Origin of the sequence: Ekhidna sp. (genome assembly GCF_964218185.1) — a bacterium.
In the GTDB taxonomy this organism is placed as follows: Bacteria; Bacteroidota; Bacteroidia; order Cytophagales; family Cyclobacteriaceae; genus Ekhidna.
This window is the reverse complement of sequence record NZ_CAXPLV010000004.1, coordinates 236,896-256,584: the sequence shown is the minus strand read 5'-3', so window position 1 is coordinate 256,584 and position 19,689 is coordinate 236,896. Positions and strand designations below refer to the sequence as shown.

The following is a 19,689-nucleotide window of genomic DNA, read 5'->3' as shown; positions in this document are numbered from 1 at the left end:
GCTTAATTCTTAATTGGACAACTTCTCCATTGCGATTGCAATCTTATCCCTCCTATTGGCTCTTCGCTTCAAGTAGGAAGAAAGTCTTATTTCGATTGGTAAAAGTACAAGGGCTAGTATCAAGTTTGTGCCTACCTGAAAGATCGGGGTTTCTCCTGTGAGACTCTCCAGATATGGCTCTACTTCTGTGTGTATATATTCAAAAAATATGAACAGACTCACATACACCATCAGTCGGATGGCAAATTGACTTCTTAATCTGGAGGCTAGCACAAACGTGATGTAGAGAATGAGCAGCATTCCTCCGATCTGCAAAATGTAGAACCACCAGGTACGCCAGTATGGGGGCTTTATAACGAATGATATGCTAGCATACTCATCATCCCACAAATCTTTGTGGTCTGATTCCTTCACCTTAAAAGTGTATTTACCGGGATCTAAATTGGTATAGGTTGCACTATTTGCTTTATCCACCCTCGACCAGCTTTTATCGTATCCTTCAAGTGTGTATTGGTAGAAAATCGCATTGGGGTTCCTCAGATTAATGGACACAAAATCGAAGGAAATGTGATTGTCTCCATGCTCAAAATGCAAATCTGAGGGTAGAATATTGTCAAGCTTAGAACTCTTCGTGTAGTTAAGCAAGTCAACTTCGTTATAGAAAAGACGAATGTCCTTGATGTGCGTTTCCCGTTTATTTATTTCAAAATTGAAATGAGGAAGATTCACTTTGGTGATGCCATAGGGGTTCCCAAAAAAGACATTACCGTGGACATCTTTTACTACTGAGTTGAGTTCTGATTCCGTTTCTCCCAACTCACTAGGATGACTAAAGAATCTAACCAAACCGTACTCAGGTTGAATCAAGCTTATTCCCAGTCGATGACCTACCCATATTTGCCCAATATTATCCACAATGGCGGCATTGCAGAAGTTTGAAAGTAAGCCGTCCTCCTCAGTAAACTGTTTGAAGTTTTCACCATCGAAGTGGTAGATCCCTGAACCGGCGGTGGCTATCCATATTGTTCCATCGGGATCTTGCGTAATGCCATTGATATCGAATGCGGGGAATACACCATCTCTCGATAGAAATACCATTTCCCCATCCGCTTTCTTTAAAGCCAGACCAACCGCATGTGAACCAAACCAAATATTACCTCCCCTATCCGGGAAAATGGAAAAAATCTCGTTGTGGTAAAAGCCATTTCGAGTGTTGAAGTGTTCGATCAATTCGCCCTCCGGGCTTAACTGATACACCCCATTACCTGCTGCGGAAATCCAGATATTTCCATTGTTATCCATTTGAATGTCCCTGATTAGATGATTCTGTACAGGATCTATCGGATTCAACAAAATGGATTTGACTTTCTTTTCCTTGAGGTCGATCTGAAGAACGCCATTTCGCTTGGTTCCCGCCCAAACCATATCATTCTTCACTAGCAGGGAGGTAAAAGAATAGCTGGACGTATACGGAAGAGTTTCAAAGATCAGACTATCCCTCATGGGCTTGTGATAAACATGAACCAATCCTTTGTCTGAGGCTAAGATCAGCTCGTCACCCTTGTAATTTTTTAAATCATGGATTCCCTCGGCACCTATGGTTTGTTTCAATTCGTAGTGATGGAAATAGGCTCTATTGAGCTGCACCAATCCACGCCCAAAAGTCCCAATCCATATTTCATTTTCATTGTCCACATACACTTCACCAATTTCATTGCTCTCAAAACCATTAGATGTGTTGAAATAAGTGATCGCTTCAACTTCAGCATCCACCAGGTCTACTTCCACAAGCCCATGATTGAATGTGCCAACCCAAAGTGTATTTAAATCATCCTTAGAGATAGCACTTATCTGTACATGATCTGGAAATCCTTCAATAAATTCAATTTTATTTTTGGAAACTGTATAGCGGTATAAACCCTCACTTGTACCAATCCAAATGATGTCCTCATCATCCTTATCATGATAAAGTGAGTAAGATTGATGGTCAATCGTCTTCTCTATAAATTGAGTTGGAATCAACTCATCATCCTTTATTACACACACCAAAACTCCCTCATTGGTTGCGATGAAAACTTTATCCTGATATACGACCAGATCATTGCTTATCAATTCATCAAGTAAGGGTAGTTCAAAATAGGTCACACTATCTTCAACCACCTTCACAATACCTTTATTCCTGGTGAGTCCCCAAAGATTGCCATTGTCATCCACCTTGAGCTGTTCCACCCTGTTTGGGAGATCTTCTCTTTTCAATACCTTTCGATATCTACCATGCTCCACAATGCTGATACCTCCTTGGATATATCCGAGGTAAACATGTCCATCATTTGTAATAGTAGAGGCAGTAATGAGGTTGTTGATTGTGGTGTCTTTCTTATTGAGATTTAGCATCTCTTTACCATCAAAACGATAAAGGCCATCATCACTACCAATCCAAAGAAATCCATCATCATCCTGTACGATGGTATAGATAAAGACCCCATTGAAGTCTCGGTCTGCATTGTAAACTACCTTAGTGAAATCCCTGGGACCTCCTATCAGGCAAACAACAGAACTGAAAGTGAGAAGTAGGTATAGTAAGTATTTATTCATTGTCTCCGTCTTTGTAGCGAAGGTTTACCTTGTACTTGAACTTTGGCGGACCGCCAACAGGAACAGAGAAGAAAGCAACCGCTTCATCGTATTGATTGGTGATGTAGCATACCATGTCATTTCTTGAAGTGCGTCCTTTTACGATCTGCATGTCAACTGTTGTATTTCTTTCCTCCTCCACGATCGGGTGCTTGCTTGTTCCCCATTTACTGTTGGCACTAGCCGTAACTCTGTGTCTATTTTTAGCAATAGAGTAAATGAGAATCGACCCTTCAAAATCAAAATCGAAATTGTGTTGAGTAATGGATACCACCTTCTCATCCATAAATGGATAGAGGTGGGCCACTGTGTTTTTTCTTTCAGGGAGCCTGAAGGAATACTCATATGTAAAGGCATTGGCTCCTTCTACTTCTTTGTTCTCGGTTGCCTTTGTACTTAAAAAGTATTTGTAGAGGTTACCATCATTCCCAGCGATTCCTTCTGCAATCACTTTGAACACTCTTCCGTTTAGCTCCGGAGCGTCCTCTCCCTCCATGGGATTGAAAGGTCCGAATGTGTACCAATCATTATCATATCGTGTTTCTGATTGGAAAAGCTTGGAAGCAAGTAGAGTCCCACTTTTATGATTCCCCACAGGGTCAATCTTTTTAGCATCAGGGTCACTATGAGCTCCAATACCACCATACACACTAAATTTCACTCCTGTGTCCCACTCGCCATTTGGCTCGTCATGAGCTCCTCCGATATCCGGATCAAACACCCGAATGTAAACCGGTTTGGTGAAAGACTCAGGCACCACAAAAAAGAAGGTCTGGTTGTGATCATCATCTCCCCAGCCAGGCTTGCTCTCCGCGCCAAAAGTGACAAGATGTGTTATTTGTTCAAACTCACTCGGAACCAGCTGCGCTGAGGCATTGGTCGCAAAAATGAGCATACATGCAGCAGATAATATTAAACTTCTCATGAATAATTATTGATTTATAGAACCTATGGTGATTTGCTTGGCAAGTAGCGTTTCTTCCCCCTGAAAATCAAATCTTGCCAGCACTCGAACATTATCTCCATCTTCCAATGGCAGATCAGTTAATTGATTGGAAACAAAATATTGATCATTAACCGTCCAAAAAAATGAGGTGTTTGAAATACCCTCCCCATCAAGCATGGCCTTTAAATTGTAAACCTCAGATTGTTTATCTAGCTCAATCATGAGCTCTACGGCTGGAACAATCTGGATTGTCTGCGCATATTCTTCTTCGAATTCCGTACCTGAGATTGGATCCTGAATGGAAAGTGAGGCACGAAATGTACCTAATGAATCGTAGCAATGACTGGCGATAACTCCATAGTTTACTGTGCCATCACCAAAATCCCAGCGATAGATAAAATGACTGTTTTCGACTTGAACAGACTCACTAAGGTCAAGTTCAATGCATTCCCGGTCAGCCAAAGCGGACGGATAGTCTTGAGCTATTAAACTAAAGCTGAAAAGAATAGCAGATAATGATAGTAATAATTTCATGTGATGTTTTTAATCTGGTACTAAGGTAAAATGACCCAATAGTGCATTTCCAAAACTTTCGTTCAATGGACAAATCACTCGGTGGATGTCATTTTATATCGGATTATTTAGTATCTGCTGAAATAAAAAAGGCTGCCCCAAACGGGACAGCCACTATCACCTACTATTCGTCATTCACTGCCTCACCAAGCAGTTTGTTTGAATGACATCACAAACTTGTACCAAAGGAAAACGAAGAAGAGATTATATTCGGTAGGAGGACATAATATACCGTTAGAAGTCCTTATTCTTCGTTCAACTAAATTTCTATTTTCATTTAGTTGTTCATGACTTCTACAAGTCTCATCAACTCACTGTTGATTGGCTTGCTTTTGCTGATCGCTAGTTTGAAGCTCGTGTACACTACCTTATCATCAATGATGCCTGCCATCACGTTAGATTTTCCATCGACTAAACCCTCCACTGCGGCAAGACCTAAGCGCGAGGCAAGGATCCTATCCAACGAAGTTGGAGAGCCCCCTCTTTGCAGGTGACCCAAAGTAGAAACGCGAATGTCCAGCTTAGGAAGTTTATCCATGACCTTATTCGCGATTTCGTGTGCATTACCCTGTTCATCGCCTTCAGCGACTATGACAATGGCTGAAGTCTTTTCTTTGTCTCTGCCTTGGTTGAGCGTATCGATAACATCCTGAATAGTCGTAGAAGTCTCCGGCACCATGACCAACTCAGCTCCACCTCCAATCCCGCAATGAATAGCTATGTATCCTGAGTGTCGGCCCATTACTTCAATGAAGAACACCCGATCGTGCGAATTGGCTGTGTCTCTTATCTTATCGATGGCTTCCAGTGCGGTATTAACCGCTGTATCAAATCCGATTGTATAGTCAGATCCATAGAGGTCATTATCAATAGTGCCGGGTGCTCCCACAGTTGGGATTCCATATTCCTCGTAAAAGATATTTGCTCCGGTGAAGGTCCCATCTCCTCCAATAGCTACTAATCCTTCTATGCCTTTTTCCTTCAATTGTTCGTAGGCCTTTTTCCTTCCTTCCTTAGTTCTGAATTCATCACTTCTGGCTGACTTTAGAATGGTACCACCCTTCTGAAGGATATTGCTCACAGAGTACGATTTCATCAGGTACATGTCACCATTGATGATGCCATTGTACCCGTATCTGATTCCGTAGACGTTGAGGCCAAGGCTTAATCCGGATCGAACCACTGCTCTCACACAGGCATTCATTCCTGGTGCATCTCCTCCCGAGGTAAATACTCCAATGTTTTTCATTTGCTTTTATCTAAATATTTCCAAACCAGACTAGATGCTCCCAATATAGGTGCATCATCATCCTTTAGACCTGAGGGTTGAAGTTGAATCTTCTTATCAAGAAAAAGAGGCATCATAAAATGCTCCATGTTTTCCTGGGCGGGGATGAAGATGTGATCGCCGGCGTTTGACAATCCTCCTAACAAAAATATAGCCTCTGGATCTGTATGCACTACAAAATCCGACAATTTCATTCCCAAAACCCGACCTGTGTATTTAAAAGCCTCGATGGCTATTTTGTCTCCTTTGGCTGCAGCCTCGGTAATCGTTCGGGTACTCAGATCATCAAAGCTGATAGATCTCAGCATACTTGGCTCTGTATGGTCAGCCAGCAACTTATAAACTGTTCGACGGATGCCAGTTGCACTCACATAGGTTTCCAGGCAACCGCGCTTGCCGCATGCACAATATCGACCATTCGCATTTACCAACGTGTGGCCAAGTTCACCAGCAAACCCATGTTTTCCGTAAACCAGATCTCCGTTGATAACAATCCCACTTCCTAGCCCGGTACCAACAGTCAAAACCACAAAGTCCCTCATGTTTTTAGCCTTGCCGTAAACCATTTCTCCCAGCGCCGCAGCGTTTGCGTCATTGGTAAGTACGCACTTGAGTCCAAACGTTTTTTCTACCTCAGCAGCAAACTTTGAAACACCCTTCCAAGGCAGGTTCGGAGGGTTTACAATTGTTCCCTTATAATAATTGGCATTCGGAGCTCCAACACCCACACCAATTACATTGTCCAGCGGATGAATTTTTTCTATCTCCTTTTTCAGAGTGGCAATGAATGAAAAGTAATCGCTGTACTGCTGGGTCTTAATTCTCGACTGAGCCAGGATATTACCATCTCTGTCTGCAATCCCAAATTTGGAATTTGTCCCTCCGATATCTACTCCTATGGCTAGTTTGGTCATCCTGCTATAGCCTTTTTGTTAATAATTATAAGATTGGATAAACCAGCCAGGATTAGAGAACATCCAGCAAGTAACATTGTATTTATAGTTGACTCCCCGAATAAAAACTTATATGTCAGATTTATTCCTCCGATGGCTGCTACAATTTGTGGGATAACAATAAACATGTTAAATAATCCCATATACACTCCCATTTTTTTTGCATCAATTGCACTTGATAGCATAGCATATGGCATAGATAAAATACTTGCCCATGCTATCCCTATTGCAGTGAATGACAAGTGTAGCATCCATGGTTCTTTGATCATCAACATCGATATAAAACCTAGTCCACCAATAATTAAACTGAGCATGTGCAAATACTTCCGATTGATTGAGTATTTACTGGTTATAAAAACCAGAAGTAAAGCGTACACCATAGAAGCAAGTCCATAAGTACCCATATAAGAGCCTACTTCATTTGCAGCTATATTATATTCAGCAGAATTAGGATTGGGTGCATTAAAAATATGCTCTGTCAATGCAGGGGTTGCGAAACTCCACATAGTAAAAAAAGCAAACCAGGAGAAAAACTGAATTACTCCTAGCTTTCTCATTACTACTGGCATATCCGCTAGATTTTTCCCTATTTCCTTGATGCCATTGAGAAGCCCATCTGTCTCTTTATTTGCTTTCTTAAAAGCTTCGATATTTTCCGGAGGATATTCTTTAGTAGTAAAGATCGTATATAGTATAGTCGATATAAAAACTATTGATCCTATAAAAAAGGCAACTTTTACACTGTCGGGAACCACTCCGGGGACAGCTTCATTAGCAACTCCTAAACTTGTCACTATTTTTGGCAAGTTGCTGGCTATCCATGTGCCAACTCCAATAATTAATGTTTGGACGACAAAACCATATGATCGCTGTGATTCAGGAAGTTTGTCTGCCACCAAAGCCCTGAATGGCTCCATTGAAATATTAATGCTCGCGTCAAGTATCCACAAAAATCCAGCGGCCATCCACAATGTGGAAGAATAGGGCATGAAGATTAATGCAATTGAGCTAAGGATTGCCCCGATTAAGAAATAAGGTCTTCTGCGCCCAAGTCTAGAGCTCCATGTTCGATCACTTAAATAACCAATTATTGGCTGTACGATCAATCCGGTTAGTGGAGCGGCTATCCATAAAATTGGAATTTCATCTTTTGAAGCACCTAGGGTTTGAAATATTCGGGACATAAATCCGCCCTGAAGCGCAAACCCAAACTGGATCCCTAGAAAGCCAAAACTCATGTTCCATATTTGCCAGAAGCTAAGCTTAGGCTTCTCTGAGTTCAATGAAATATTACTCATTGCCAGCTGATTTTGATCCAACGAAATACTGATATGGTTGAAGCTCCGTGATCGAAGCACTTACTTTCCCTCCACTAAAAACATCTGAAAAATCCCATGATTCTGGGATAGAAACGGATTGATTTTTTCCGGATAGATTAATAATTACATCCACCCTATTACCTTCTTTCTCTCTGGTGTAGGCGATTACCATAGGATTTCCAACATCCACAAACTCAGGCTTGCCACCATACTCGCCATTATAAAGTGCCGGGTTGTTTTTCTTCAAGTCAATTAGAAATGCATAGAAATCCTGATACTTCACCTCACCCCAATCGATGGTATCCTTCTCAAAAAATGCAAGTCGCTTATCCAACCCGGCTTCCTGTCCACTGTAGATAAGTGGCATTCCCTGAACCGTAAAAGCAAAAACAGCATACGCTTGATGCCCATCACCAAAACGCTCAAATACAGTTCCGTTCCATGAGTTTTCATCGTGATTGGTGGTGAAATTCATTCGGATGGCATCTTCAGGATATCGTTCGTAATCTTTACTTACAAAACTTTTTAGGCTGTCAGCATTTTTGTGGCCTTTGGCTACTTCGTTCATGTAATGATGCAACCCCCATCCATAAGTCATGTGAAAAGCATCTTCATGCATCTTTGGCTCATCCCACTCTGCCAGCATGAATAGGTCTTTATCCACATCCAACGAGTCCTTTGCCCGATTCCAAAATTCCATTGGAACGAATCCGGCAACATCACAACGATAACCATCGACATCTGCTTCCTTTACCCAAAATCGAAGTGCATCGATCATTTCGCTCTGCATGTCCTTGTTATCATAATTCAAGTCCGCAACATCCGTCCAGTCTGTTCCTTCCGGCCAGGTCACGTTACCTAATGAATCGGTATTGTGATAACCCTCTTTCTCCGTCCAGGCGTGATCAAATGCGGTATGGTTAGCAACCCAATCAAGTATGACTATCATGCCTCGTTTATGCGCCTCATCGACGATATTTTTGAAATCTTGCATCGTCCCAAACTCAGGGTTTACGGCCGTATAGTCTTTGATTGAATAGTAGCTACCCAATCCTCCTTTTCTGTTTTTCTCACCTATTGGTTGAATCGGCATAATCCAAAGAATATCTACTCCCAGCTCTTCAAGTCGAGGCAGATGTTCTGCGAACGCATTGAATGTACCCTCCGGCGTATACTGACGAATATTTACTTCGTATATCACCATGTCTTTCGCTCGCTCAGGATAAGAAACTTCTACAGGATCTTCTTCTGAACTTTGTGATGTAGAAGTACATGCACTTGATACCAAAAGAAATGGTAGAATGAAATATAAGAGTCTCATAATGGGTAGTTAATTGTAAGTTATCATGTCAAAAGAATAAGGAGGCAGTTTGATTTGCTTATCAGTAATGACTCCATAAAAATTAGACGCTCCATTTTCTGGAATGTCAATTTCAATACTTTGAGATCCTGTATTGAAAACAGAAATAACCGTATTGTCAAAATAGGAGCGCTTTATGACTAATAAATTATCACTCGCTTCTAGAATTTCAGTATCTCCATAAATCAGAGCAAGGTTATTTCTCCTTATTTCAATCATTTTTTTAGTTCTCTCCAATGTAGCAGTCTGAAAAGCGTCTAATCCATCAAATTGCATCTGTCTTCTGTTATCCGGATCATTGCCTCCAGGAGACCCATATTCATCTCCGTAATAGATGCAAGGAATCCCAGGAATGGACATCATGTAAGCAGTTAGAGCGGAGAGCTTCTGATAAGCGATCGTATCCTGAATGCTTATTTCTCTATTCCATCCGGCATATTTAGTATCCTCTCCAAATTCAAGCGACCCGTCAGCATAGGATATAAATCTTGGACGATCCTGATTGCCAGTGATATACCCCATCAGGTTATGATCTCCGTAATACTTGATGCTTTCCTTTAAAGAACCAGCCAGATCAGACAGTGAACCCGCTCCAGCGAATGCAGACACGGCTCTATCGTACATATTGAAGTCAAATTGAGCATCCAGCATCCCCGTGCTGATGTAACTTTTAATCAATTCATGACTTCCATAGGTTTCACCTATTTGAAAAACCGGTTTACCAGTTTCAGACGAATATTGTTTGATTTTCTTTGTCAGCACACGCCAGAATATTTCAGGTATATGTTTAGTGGCATCATGCCTAAAACCATCAATTTGATAATTTTCTAGCCAAAAAATAGCTGAATCCGTCATTGGATCTACGGTTTCCATCCTGGATAAATCCAGTGTTGGCATGAATGTATCAAACCATGTGGTAAGCCTATGTTCATCCCACTTTTCCGTGTTTAGTGTTCCATCAGGAAGGTATAGGTCAGTAGCCCAATCAGGGTTTTGCTGATAGATCGGATGCTGCTCATGTACATGATTTGCCACATAGTCAAGCAGCACATTCATTCCATTCGTTCGAATGGAGTCCATCATAACAAGGAAATCAACTTCTCCCCCAAAACGATCATCTACTCTAATGTTGGAAATGGGCCAGTAGCCATGGTAAGCAGAGAAGCTTGTTTCCGGCTCAGGGTATCTTCCAAAAGCTCCTTCAGGATTTTGTGTAATGGGCGAAAGCCAGATCGTATTCACTCCGAGATCTTCGAAGTAATCCATCTTTTCGGCAACCCCTATAAGGTCACCTCCAAAATAGTCTGCCTTAGGATGCACTTCGGGTATGTTCAGAGGTCTGTCATTCTCCGCATCTCCATTATTAAAACGATCCACCATGAGGAAGTACATGACCATGGCTTCATTGTCATGTCGTGTCAGCTGATCTGAAGATGAAATCACCTGACCATTGTTAAGTGGGATCAGTACATCATTGCTTACCCCCTCCTCATTGTAAGCCCACAGCCTGATTGCTGAACGATTTTTAGCTTTTGCGTTTGCCGGAATTCTTATTGAAACAGACTGGCCATCCATTAAAATATACTCTGCTGGGAGAAGGATATTTTCCCAATAGGCATAAACTTTCTCAACCGGATTGTTTGATGTTAAAGTAACTTTATCGGATGTATGCGTTTCAGTTTTAATGGTTGGAACTAGCTTAGGATCAGGGCCTTCAATCGTAATCAAAGAGTTCCACCCTCCCATTCCATTGCTCACAGAATCAGGATTCAACGGGTCTCTCATCTCTATACCATCCACAACATACAGATATTGGTAGCTGCCGGGACTCAACAATTCATAGGTTGAATAGCTGTTGCCTTTCTTTTCAAGCACTGTGTTATTGGGATTCCAGGCATTGAATTCTCCTTTAATTTTAACCTCGCTGACCTCTTCAGTGGGATTAAAGAGAAAAGAAAACATCGTTTTCTTGGTTCGCTTTAGCATCACACTCTCACCAACACCTTGAGACCAAAATGTTAAGTTATAAAGTGGTTTTTTCGGTCTTCCGACTATCGTCAGCTCAGCGTCCTTTAAGCTTAGATTAAATGGTCCATCTGTAGAAATAGAATCAATCCTCTCGGTCTCAATTACATAGTCTTCAACCAGAATTGTTGTGACTTCAAGATCAAGGCTAATGGGTGTAGCTTTTCCATAGATCAGTGGAGATTCAAGCTCTCCTAAACTGCTCGGCTGGCAGGCAACCATCAAAGCAAGTACACTACCAGCTAAATACCATTTCTTCATTGGAATAGTCTTTTTCGACAGTAAATACAGATTCCGATTTTAGGTTATCTCTTCGATCCTTTTCGAATGGATCAAAATTGGAAATTGGCTGGACATACGAATAGCATTCCTTCTTAAAATCCTTCATTTCAGAAGGTTCAAACCCATGAAGTACTAGCTTCATTTTCTTTATTCGGCTGCCATACTTTCCTTGAGCCTTATCTATGTTAATCGATTTTGAGGCAGGATCGTAGGTAATTTTTCTGCGATGATAAATGCCGTTTTCATTTCTGGAGGTGACCCCATCATCCTCATAATACTCAGCTTCAGATTTATCTGTTCCCTTGTAAATATGAAACTCCAGATGCTCTCCTACATCCTTTGAATTTTGTCTGGCATCTGAGTAAACCGGAATAATTGAAGATGCTTTAACAAAAAGCGGTAAATGCTCTAAGGCATACTCCCGGATCATTTCTTGACCCCCTGTTAATTTCTCATCGGTAAAAAATTCATACCAGTCACCTTCAGGTAGGTATACCTTCCCAAAACGCTGATCGCTAGCCAATGGAGCAACTAAAACGCTATCACCGAACAAATACTGATTTTCGAAATCAGCATCAAATATTTTCTCATCAGAAGCGTAATCGATGCAAAGACTTCTTGTAATTGGCATCCCAGTCTCTGCTGCTTTTAGGAAAGCACCATAGATGTACGGTAGCAACTTATATCTTAGTCGAATGTAGTTTTTGGATATCTCTTCCACTTCCTCACCATATGACCATGGCTCAGAATCGTGCGAGTTGATCATGGAGTGACCTCTGAAAAATGGAGAAAAAGCTCCTACCTGAATCCACCTGGCAAACAGGTTACTTTGTCCGTTTCCAGCAAATCCTCCTACATCGTACCCGGAAAAAGGCACTCCCGACAACCCTAAACTATTGACCATCCTCACTCCTAAAAGCATGTGCTCGTCGTTGGCTACATTATCGCCAGTCCACAGAGCGCTATATCTCTGAACCCCGGCGAAAGCAGCTCTGGTCAAGATAAAAGGCCGTTCATCCGCTAGATTGCTTTTAGCTCCCTCATAAGCGCTTCGCACCATCTGCAATCCATAAATATTCCTTCCTTTTCGTGAAGTCGCCCCCTCGCCTTCAAAGTCAAATTCTATATTTTCTGGTAGCATTTGGCCCCAGGTGGCGATCTCGTTCATGTCATTCCAAAAACCTTTAATGCCAATTTTGGTGTAGGTTTTCATCATCTCAGCCCACCACTTTCTTGTTTCCTTCTTTGTGAAATCGGGAAAATGACACCATCCTGGCCACACCTCACCTTCATAGTAGATGCCATCCGGATACTTTAGAAAAACATCTTTCTCAACACCTGTGGAGTATGGCTGGTAATCATCCTCATTTTTGATACCAGGATCACAGATCACCACCACTTCGAATCCCATTTCCTTCAGATGCTCTATCATCTTTGCCGGATTGGGGAAGCGCTCCTTGTCCCAACTAAATATCTTATACTGATCCATGTAGTGGATATCTAGAACTATGACATCCGCTGGTATATCTTTATCTCTAAATTTCTTAGCTACATCCAAAACCTCAGTATCCGGATAGTAGCTATAGCGACATTGCTGATAGCCAATGCTCCACATAGGTGGTAATGACATCCGGCCAGTAAGCCAAGTGTATGATTCAATGATTTCACTCACTGAACCAGCAAAGAAATAATAGTCCAGATCGCCAGAATCTACCGAAAAGCTTGAAAATCGATTATTTGAAGCACCAAAATTGAAATGGCTCTTGTAGCTATTATCCAGAAATATTCCGTAGCACCCATCCTGATGAATGCCCATATAAAAAGGGATTGAAGCATATAAGGGATCTGCCTCTATATGGTAGGCGAAATGATCCGTATTCCAATTTTGGTATCCCTTTCCCCTCCGATCCAGTGGTCCTGTTTTTTCACCCAGACCTACAAATCGTTCCCCATCCAGTAATTTTTTATAAACCGTCTTTTGTTCTCCTTGAGATTGTATACCCAAACCGGACTCATCTTGATTAAGTACTTTTCCACGCTTATCGAGGAATGTAAAGAGAATTGGTGATCGGTTAATTACAACATCAAGGTGCTTTGATGCAATAACTACTGAATGCTCATTTTCTTCAATTTCAAATGTTACAGAAGTCGGTTTCTGAACTACTGAATATGGATTTATATCTTTTGCGCCTGCAAATTGATGTACCCTTACGATTCGATCTGTGTAATAGGAAACTTCATATTGACAACCATCTGCATCTAGAACAACACCATTAGAGGTCGTTCTTAAAGAGCTTAATTCACCCCCATTGCTTATTCTTTTTACTTTATCACTTTTGGTAATATCCAACATATTTTGAGCTATCGTTGAGTACGTGACTAGCCCAAATTAATGAATATTATCAGTGGCTATTGCAGTGATGTTTCAAAAAAAATAACGCAAACGGTTGCGAAACCGCCTGATTATGAAGATTTTGTAAAAAATCACACCTTTCTTGATGAATCCCTAGCTAACAAGTTGGTACCCAGCTTAATAAATTCAGCATGTACTTCCTCATCATTTGATTCTATCTGCCTAATTAGCAACTCAGCTGCATGCTGTCCCATTTCAAAGCCTGGTTGTTCGATCGTTGAGATTGATGGATTGGTCAGAGCTGTAAATTGCCAATTGCTAAATCCTACCACGCCAAAATCCTGTGGGACATTCTTTCCATATTTCTGAGCTGCCTTGATGGCCCCCATCGCGGCAAGATCATTGGAAGCAAACAATGCGTCCGGCTTTTTCCTTTTTAAAAGTTCATACGTTGCGGTGTAAGAATCCCCTTCATTAGAGGCCTGCCCAAAGACAATTAAGTCTTCATCAACTTCTCGACCTAAGTCCTGATGTGCTTTTCTGAAGCCATTGAGACGTTCATTGGTAATATCTAAGTTTCTTGGACCCGCAAGATGAGCAATTGACTTATAGCCTTGTTTAATGAGATGTTCAGTTGCCTGATAACCACCTTGAAAATCATCAACGGTCACTTTACTTGTTTCTATGGTGTCGGCCACCCGATCAAAAAAGACAATGGGCAAACCTTTTTGCATCATTGCTTCGAAATGAGAATAATCAAACGATTCCTTTGATAGTGATACCAAAACTCCATCCACCCGATTATTAAATAATGTCTGGATGTTGATCATTTCACGTTCGACCGATTCATTAGACTGGGTGATAATCACATTGTACCCCCGGCTCTGGGCTATGTCTTCAATACCGCTGATGACGGTAGAGAAAAAGAAGTGCACAATCTCAGGAACAATCACTCCAATCGTATTGGATTTACTGTACCGTAAACTTAGTGCCAACGAGTTTGGTTGATAGTTCAATTCTTCCGCAACACGTCTAACGGCTTTCTTGGTTTCTTCACTGATCTCAAAGTGGTCCTTTAAAGCTCTAGAAACCGTTGATGGTGATATTCCTAGTTCTCGGGCTATGTCTTTGATGGTTGTTGTTTGCCTTTTCATAGACGAAATATAGATAAATGACTCAATTCTGTTGAATAGGTTTTATAAAACTCTGAAACGCAAACGTTTGCAGAAAAAAAAGTCCATAAAAACTTCCTAAAAGTGTTGTTTGGAATTTTTGATTTCATAAAATTCGGTATGTGAGTGTTAAGAAATTAGCAATTTCCTGACCAAAATACGCTGAAAAATTAACTGAAAAATTAACTGAAAATTAAGATGAAAAACGCATTAAAATCCCTAAGTTTTTTACTGGTTATGGGGGCTCTTCTATTCGTCGTTTCATGCGGCAGTGATGATGGTGGCGGAGCGGTAGATTCTAACGATCCAACCATTACCCTAAATGCACCTGCAGATGGAGCTATTGTAGCGGCAGGAAGCCAGGTGGCAACTTCTATATCAATTGAGGATGATATAGAGATCAGTACTGTGACCATCACAGTAGGTAATGGAACAGTAATAGTTTTTGAGAATGAAGATACTGATGTGGCAAGTACATCTTATTCATTCAGTCAAAACATATCAATACCAGCTAATGTTGTTTTAGGTGAGCATACTGTAGAGGTTTCCGTAACTGATGCTTCAGGTAATGTAGCTTCAGCAACTGCCACAATCACTGCCTTGCCAGTTTATACTGATGGAAAAACTACTGTAATGGTTGAAACTGTTCCTAGTCAAGTAACTGATTACACCGGTGAAAACATTATTCACATGGTTGGAAGTCATCAAGGAGATGAAACCGGAGCAGGTGCATGGGATCCAGAATCAGGCACTCACCCACTATCAAGTCATGTGGACTCAGAAGGAACTGAGACATTTTATGTACAGGTAGATAATACAGGTGTCGAAGGCTTTAAAATGGTGAGAGGAACCACTCTTGGATGGAATGCAGGTGAAAAAGGAGCCGAAGGAGAGGAGATTGATAATAGAACCATCGAGGCAGAAGCAACACACGTAACTTTAGATGAAATAAAGACATGGAAAGATTACAATCCTGATGTACAAGATAACTCGACTGTTGATGTAATTTCAGGGACAGGAGTTACTTCTATTGAAATAAAAGGGAAAGTAGTAGTTGCTGCAAGTACACAATCGGCAATTTCAACTACAACTTATTCAATTTTGGATGATGGTGAAACAGAAGTAGCTTCTGGCTCACTTACGCTGGACGGAGAAGGAAATTATTCTGAAAGTGTATCGATCGAGAGCTTAGAATTAGGTAGCTATGAAGTGTTTGTTTACGCTGTTGATGCAGATGGAAACAATGGAAGAGGTGATGCAACATTGAATATTGTAGAGTTTCCTTGTGATGGTAGTGGTCTAGATGCTGTAAGTGCATCGATGACGCGTGTGATGATAAGTGTTAATACTAACCTGGGAACACGTGATATGTATGCAACCGGTAAAATTAATGGTGCCGATGTTTGGGGTACTATCAGCCCTGAATATAAGATGACCAAAATCAGTGATGGATGCTACTACATTGATTTGACTCTGCAGGCAAATGACCAACTTCAATTCTTCTATGAAGAAGAAACTTATGGGGCAGACTGGTGGAAAGGTGCTGCTACTCGAGTAGCTGGAGATGGAGGTACAGCTGCTGTAAACATATCAGCTAATAGTAGTGGAGATGAAGTTAAAGCTGTATTCGAACACTGGAGAGAGGATCCACCTTCTAGCTAATTAATTGAACATTTAAAAAGGTGGCGGTTGCCACCTTTTTTTTCAAAAATCTTAATTGACAGAAATTTATGGAGAGATTTTTACGTGGCGTTTTCACGCTAGTACTTCTCGCTAGCATTTGTCCACAACTCATTGCCCAAAATCAGACGATAAGTGGAAAAGTGGTAGATGCTACAGATGGAACCAGCTTAATTGGAGTAACCATTATGGTAAAAGGATCCGGTCAAGGTGCCAGCACCGATATTGATGGTAATTATCGCATCAATGCTTCAAATACCGATGTTCTTGTTTTTTCATACATCGGGTACAAAACAGTGGAGATTCCTGTTGGAGGTCAAAGTACAATTGACCTTAAAATGGAGTCTGAGGTATCAGAACTAGAAGAAGTGATGGTAGTTGGGTACGGAACATTAAGGAAAAGAGAAATTACTGGTTCAATCACCAAAATAGGTGGTGATGAACTTCAAAACGTCCAGGCTCCTTCATTTGAAGCTGCTTTGCAAGGAAAAGCTGCGGGTGTTCAAGTAATCCAAGGAAGTGGACTTGCAGGGTCAGGGTCTGTTATACGAATCAGAGGAATTGGTTCAATTTCAGCAGGAGGCGATCCTTTATATGTTGTAGACGGAATTCCGATCACTCAAAGCCAATTCACCAATGTTAGTAGAAATGGCGGAGCAATGAATACTAACCCGTTAGCAACACTTAATCCTAATGACATAGCTTCCATTGAAATTCTAAAAGATGCTGCTGCAGCCGGAATCTATGGTTCAAGAGGTTCAAATGGCGTGATCTTGATTACCACAAAAAGGGCTTCTTCAAAAGGCAACTCCTTCAATTTCTCTTCTAAAGCTGGTATTTCAGAACCAGTTGCTAAGGCCAAAATGCTAAACTCAGAGCAGTACCTCCAACTATATCAAGAAGCATGGGAAAATGATGGAAACGTGGGACGAGCTACTCTGCCAGGGGGTATGACATGGGAAGAAATAGAACGAAGAAATATAGATACAGACTGGTGGGATCAAAATGTTCAGACTGGTTTTAAGCAGGAGTATAACTTCTCGTGGACGCGTGGAGGTGAAAAGCTCAAAACCTACTTTGGAATTTCTTACTCAGATAATGAAAGCTATTTGGTTGGCAATAGTTATGATCGCGCAAGTGCCAGATTAAATGCTGACTATATTTTATCTACACAAACCAAACTATCGAGTTCTCTTTCCTATTCACGTGGAAACAATGAACGTGTAAATGCAGCTTGGTCTGGAGGACTTGGAGACGCTATGTCTACCGCTTTGCCCATTTACCCAATTTATAATGATGATGGCACTTTCTGGGTACAATCAGGAGTTCCAAATTCAGTAAGGCAAAGAGCTCTTACAGATTGGAATACAGTGGATACACGTATTATTGGAAACCTGAATATCAGTCATAGCCTACCAAATGGAATTAATCTTAGAGGTGGAGGATCATATGATTACTTCAAATCAAATGATGATAAATGGGAAGCGGGAGAACTTGTAGGTAGAAATGATATCATTGGTCAAGCTTATGCTAATATCACTGAAGTAGACAACTACAATGCAAACCTTACGGCAGACTACACATTTAAGGCCGGAGCGGGTAATCTTAAGGTTTTAGTAGGATCCGAATATCAACAATCAGTAAGAAGTGCAGTCACAGGAAAAGGAGTTACTGATGTCTCGGAGCAGCTTCGATTTGACCCTATCGTAGGTGAGAATGGTGAAACTTTTGGTGGTACTCCTCTGCAAGATGAAGTGACAAAATTCATTAGTTTCTTCTCCCGATTTAATTATAATGTAAGGAATAAGTATTTCTTCCAAGCTACTTTAAGAACCGATGGCTCATCAAAATTTGGTCCAGACAATCGATTTGGCTTCTTCCCTACTGTCGGGTTTAGCTGGTTTGCGAGTGAAGAAGACTTCCTTCAATCAGTTGATGCAATCAGCTTACTGAAGTTTAAAATCAACTATGGTATTACTGGAAATTCTGATTTTGGAGCTAATGAATTTATAGGAACATATCAAAGACAGGGACCCCCGGATCAAAATGGATACGGATTTAACCCAATATTATATCCTACCAAGCTTCCGAATCCTGATTTAAAATGGGAGACTACAAGCAATTTCGATATCGGATTTGAAGCTGGTTTTTTTAACGATCGTATCATTGTTGAGTTTGACTATTTCAGAAAGCTGACAAGCGATGTGCTAGCTCAGATTGCGCTCCCTCCTCAAAATGGAATTGATAATTCCGTTTTTGAAAACGTTGGAGAAATATCTAACAATGGATTTGAGGTATCCGTGTCAACAGTCAACATTTCAAATGGTGACTTTGAGTGGGCTACTAACTTCAATATCTCTCAATACAAAAACAAAATCGAGTCTATTGGAAATTTCTCTGAGGAAGCTGTGAGTGGAGGAACAAATGATACTAGAGTCATTGTAGGTCAGCCGGTTGGAACGAACTTCTTGGTAAGATTTTCACACGTAGATCCACAATCAGGCCGGCCGGTATATCTTGATATTGATGGGAATGAAACATTCGATTGGGATCCTAAAGACCGTGTAGCTGTTGGCAATGTACTGCCTGATTTCACAGGAGGAATAACCAATACTTTTACCTATAAAAGCTGGAATTTCTCATTTCTATTTGTCTTTACTAAAGGTGGAGACATATACGACTCATCCTCCAAAAGACAGCTTGGTGTAGTGACAACATGGAACATGCGTGAGGATATTTTTGATAGGTGGAGGCAACCCGGAGATATTGCGACATACCCTCGCTTAACGTTGGATACGGAAACGTATGGTTCAGGTACCCCGTGGATCAATACTGATCTTTGGTTGCACGACGGATCATATATTCGCCTACGAAATGTTAGCCTCACTTACAATTTACCTCAGGTTATTGATCTAGTTAAAAGTGCGAGTGTAACATTTTCTGCTACCAACCTACTCACCTTCACCAATTTCATCGGGTTAGATCCTGAAATCGCACGTGATTTCGAAGATCCAACTGATAGAAACATGAGTAGCAATATTACATTCCTAACTCCTCCACAGGAGCGGACTTTCAACCTAGGTATAAACATTAATTTTTAAGAG

At 41.0% G+C, this 19,689-nt stretch carries 13 protein-coding genes; 3 read left to right on the top strand and 10 right to left on the bottom strand.

All coding sequences use genetic code 11. From position 1 onward, the window contains the following. Nucleotides 1-9: 9 nt before the first annotated feature. Genes ACEQZT_RS04980 through ACEQZT_RS04970 form a run of 3 tightly spaced genes read right to left on the bottom strand, consistent with a single transcriptional unit; the run spans nt 10 to nt 4,114 of the window. Nucleotides 10-2,595 carry a two-component regulator propeller domain-containing protein gene (locus ACEQZT_RS04980; protein ID WP_370087845.1) on the bottom strand — a complete coding sequence of 862 codons (2,586 nt, stop codon included), beginning with the start codon at nt 2,593-2,595 and terminating at the stop codon, nt 10-12. Then, nucleotides 2,588-3,559: a hypothetical protein gene (locus tag ACEQZT_RS04975; RefSeq protein ID WP_370087843.1), complete on the bottom strand. Its 972-nt coding sequence runs from the start codon at nt 3,557-3,559 to the stop codon at nt 2,588-2,590. Before ACEQZT_RS04975 ends, ACEQZT_RS04980 begins: the two co-directional genes overlap by 8 nt. Nucleotides 3,560-3,565: 6 nt before the next feature. Further along, nucleotides 3,566-4,114 carry a PKD domain-containing protein gene (locus tag ACEQZT_RS04970; RefSeq protein ID WP_370087841.1) on the bottom strand — a complete coding sequence of 183 codons (549 nt, stop codon included), beginning with the start codon at nt 4,112-4,114 and terminating at the stop codon, nt 3,566-3,568. A 65-nt stretch (nt 4,115-4,179) separates the two neighbouring features. On the opposite strand from ACEQZT_RS04970, the gene ACEQZT_RS04965 reads away from it, so the two are divergent. Then, a complete protein-coding gene (locus tag ACEQZT_RS04965; RefSeq protein WP_370087839.1) occupies nt 4,180-4,320 on the top strand; it encodes a hypothetical protein in 141 nt (46 codons plus the stop codon). 110 nt (nt 4,321-4,430) lie between these two features. On the opposite strand, the gene pfkA is transcribed toward ACEQZT_RS04965, so the two are convergent. The 7 genes from pfkA to ACEQZT_RS04930 form a co-directional block, all read right to left on the bottom strand. Further along, on the bottom strand, nt 4,431-5,402 hold the full coding sequence (pfkA, locus tag ACEQZT_RS04960; protein WP_370087837.1) for a 6-phosphofructokinase: 972 nt from the start codon (nt 5,400-5,402) through the stop codon (nt 4,431-4,433). Then, the gene (locus ACEQZT_RS04955) at nt 5,399-6,355 is read right to left on the bottom strand and encodes an ROK family protein (RefSeq protein ID WP_370087835.1); all 957 of its coding nucleotides are present in this window, start codon (nt 6,353-6,355) and stop codon (nt 5,399-5,401) included. The genes pfkA and ACEQZT_RS04955 overlap by 4 nt, the downstream gene beginning before the upstream one ends. Then, a complete protein-coding gene (locus ACEQZT_RS04950) occupies nt 6,352-7,692 on the bottom strand; it encodes an MFS transporter (RefSeq protein WP_370087833.1) in 1,341 nt (446 codons plus the stop codon). The genes ACEQZT_RS04955 and ACEQZT_RS04950 overlap by 4 nt, the downstream gene beginning before the upstream one ends. Then, nucleotides 7,685-9,034 (bottom strand): alpha-amylase family glycosyl hydrolase, encoded by a 1,350-nt coding sequence (locus ACEQZT_RS04945; protein ID WP_370087831.1) that lies wholly within the window; start codon nt 9,032-9,034, stop codon nt 7,685-7,687. The genes ACEQZT_RS04950 and ACEQZT_RS04945 overlap by 8 nt, the downstream gene beginning before the upstream one ends. A gap of 9 nt (nt 9,035-9,043) precedes the next feature. Next, on the bottom strand, nt 9,044-11,359 hold the full coding sequence (locus ACEQZT_RS04940) for an alpha-amylase family glycosyl hydrolase (RefSeq protein WP_370087829.1): 2,316 nt from the start codon (nt 11,357-11,359) through the stop codon (nt 9,044-9,046). Next, the gene (locus ACEQZT_RS04935) at nt 11,334-13,733 is read right to left on the bottom strand and encodes a glycoside hydrolase family 31 protein (protein ID WP_370087827.1); all 2,400 of its coding nucleotides are present in this window, start codon (nt 13,731-13,733) and stop codon (nt 11,334-11,336) included. Before ACEQZT_RS04935 ends, ACEQZT_RS04940 begins: the two co-directional genes overlap by 26 nt. Nucleotides 13,734-13,864: 131 nt before the next feature. Next, nucleotides 13,865-14,887: a LacI family DNA-binding transcriptional regulator gene (locus ACEQZT_RS04930; protein WP_370087825.1), complete on the bottom strand. Its 1,023-nt coding sequence runs from the start codon at nt 14,885-14,887 to the stop codon at nt 13,865-13,867. Nucleotides 14,888-15,103: 216 nt separating this feature from the next. Between ACEQZT_RS04930 and ACEQZT_RS04925 the strand changes: the two genes are divergently transcribed. Then, on the top strand, nt 15,104-16,567 hold the full coding sequence (locus ACEQZT_RS04925; RefSeq protein ID WP_370087823.1) for a DUF4625 domain-containing protein: 1,464 nt from the start codon (nt 15,104-15,106) through the stop codon (nt 16,565-16,567). A 68-nt stretch (nt 16,568-16,635) separates the two neighbouring features. Next, entirely contained in the window at nt 16,636-19,686 is a 3,051-nt protein-coding gene (locus tag ACEQZT_RS04920; protein WP_370087821.1) for a SusC/RagA family TonB-linked outer membrane protein, read from the top strand. Nucleotides 19,687-19,689 lie beyond the last annotated feature (3 nt).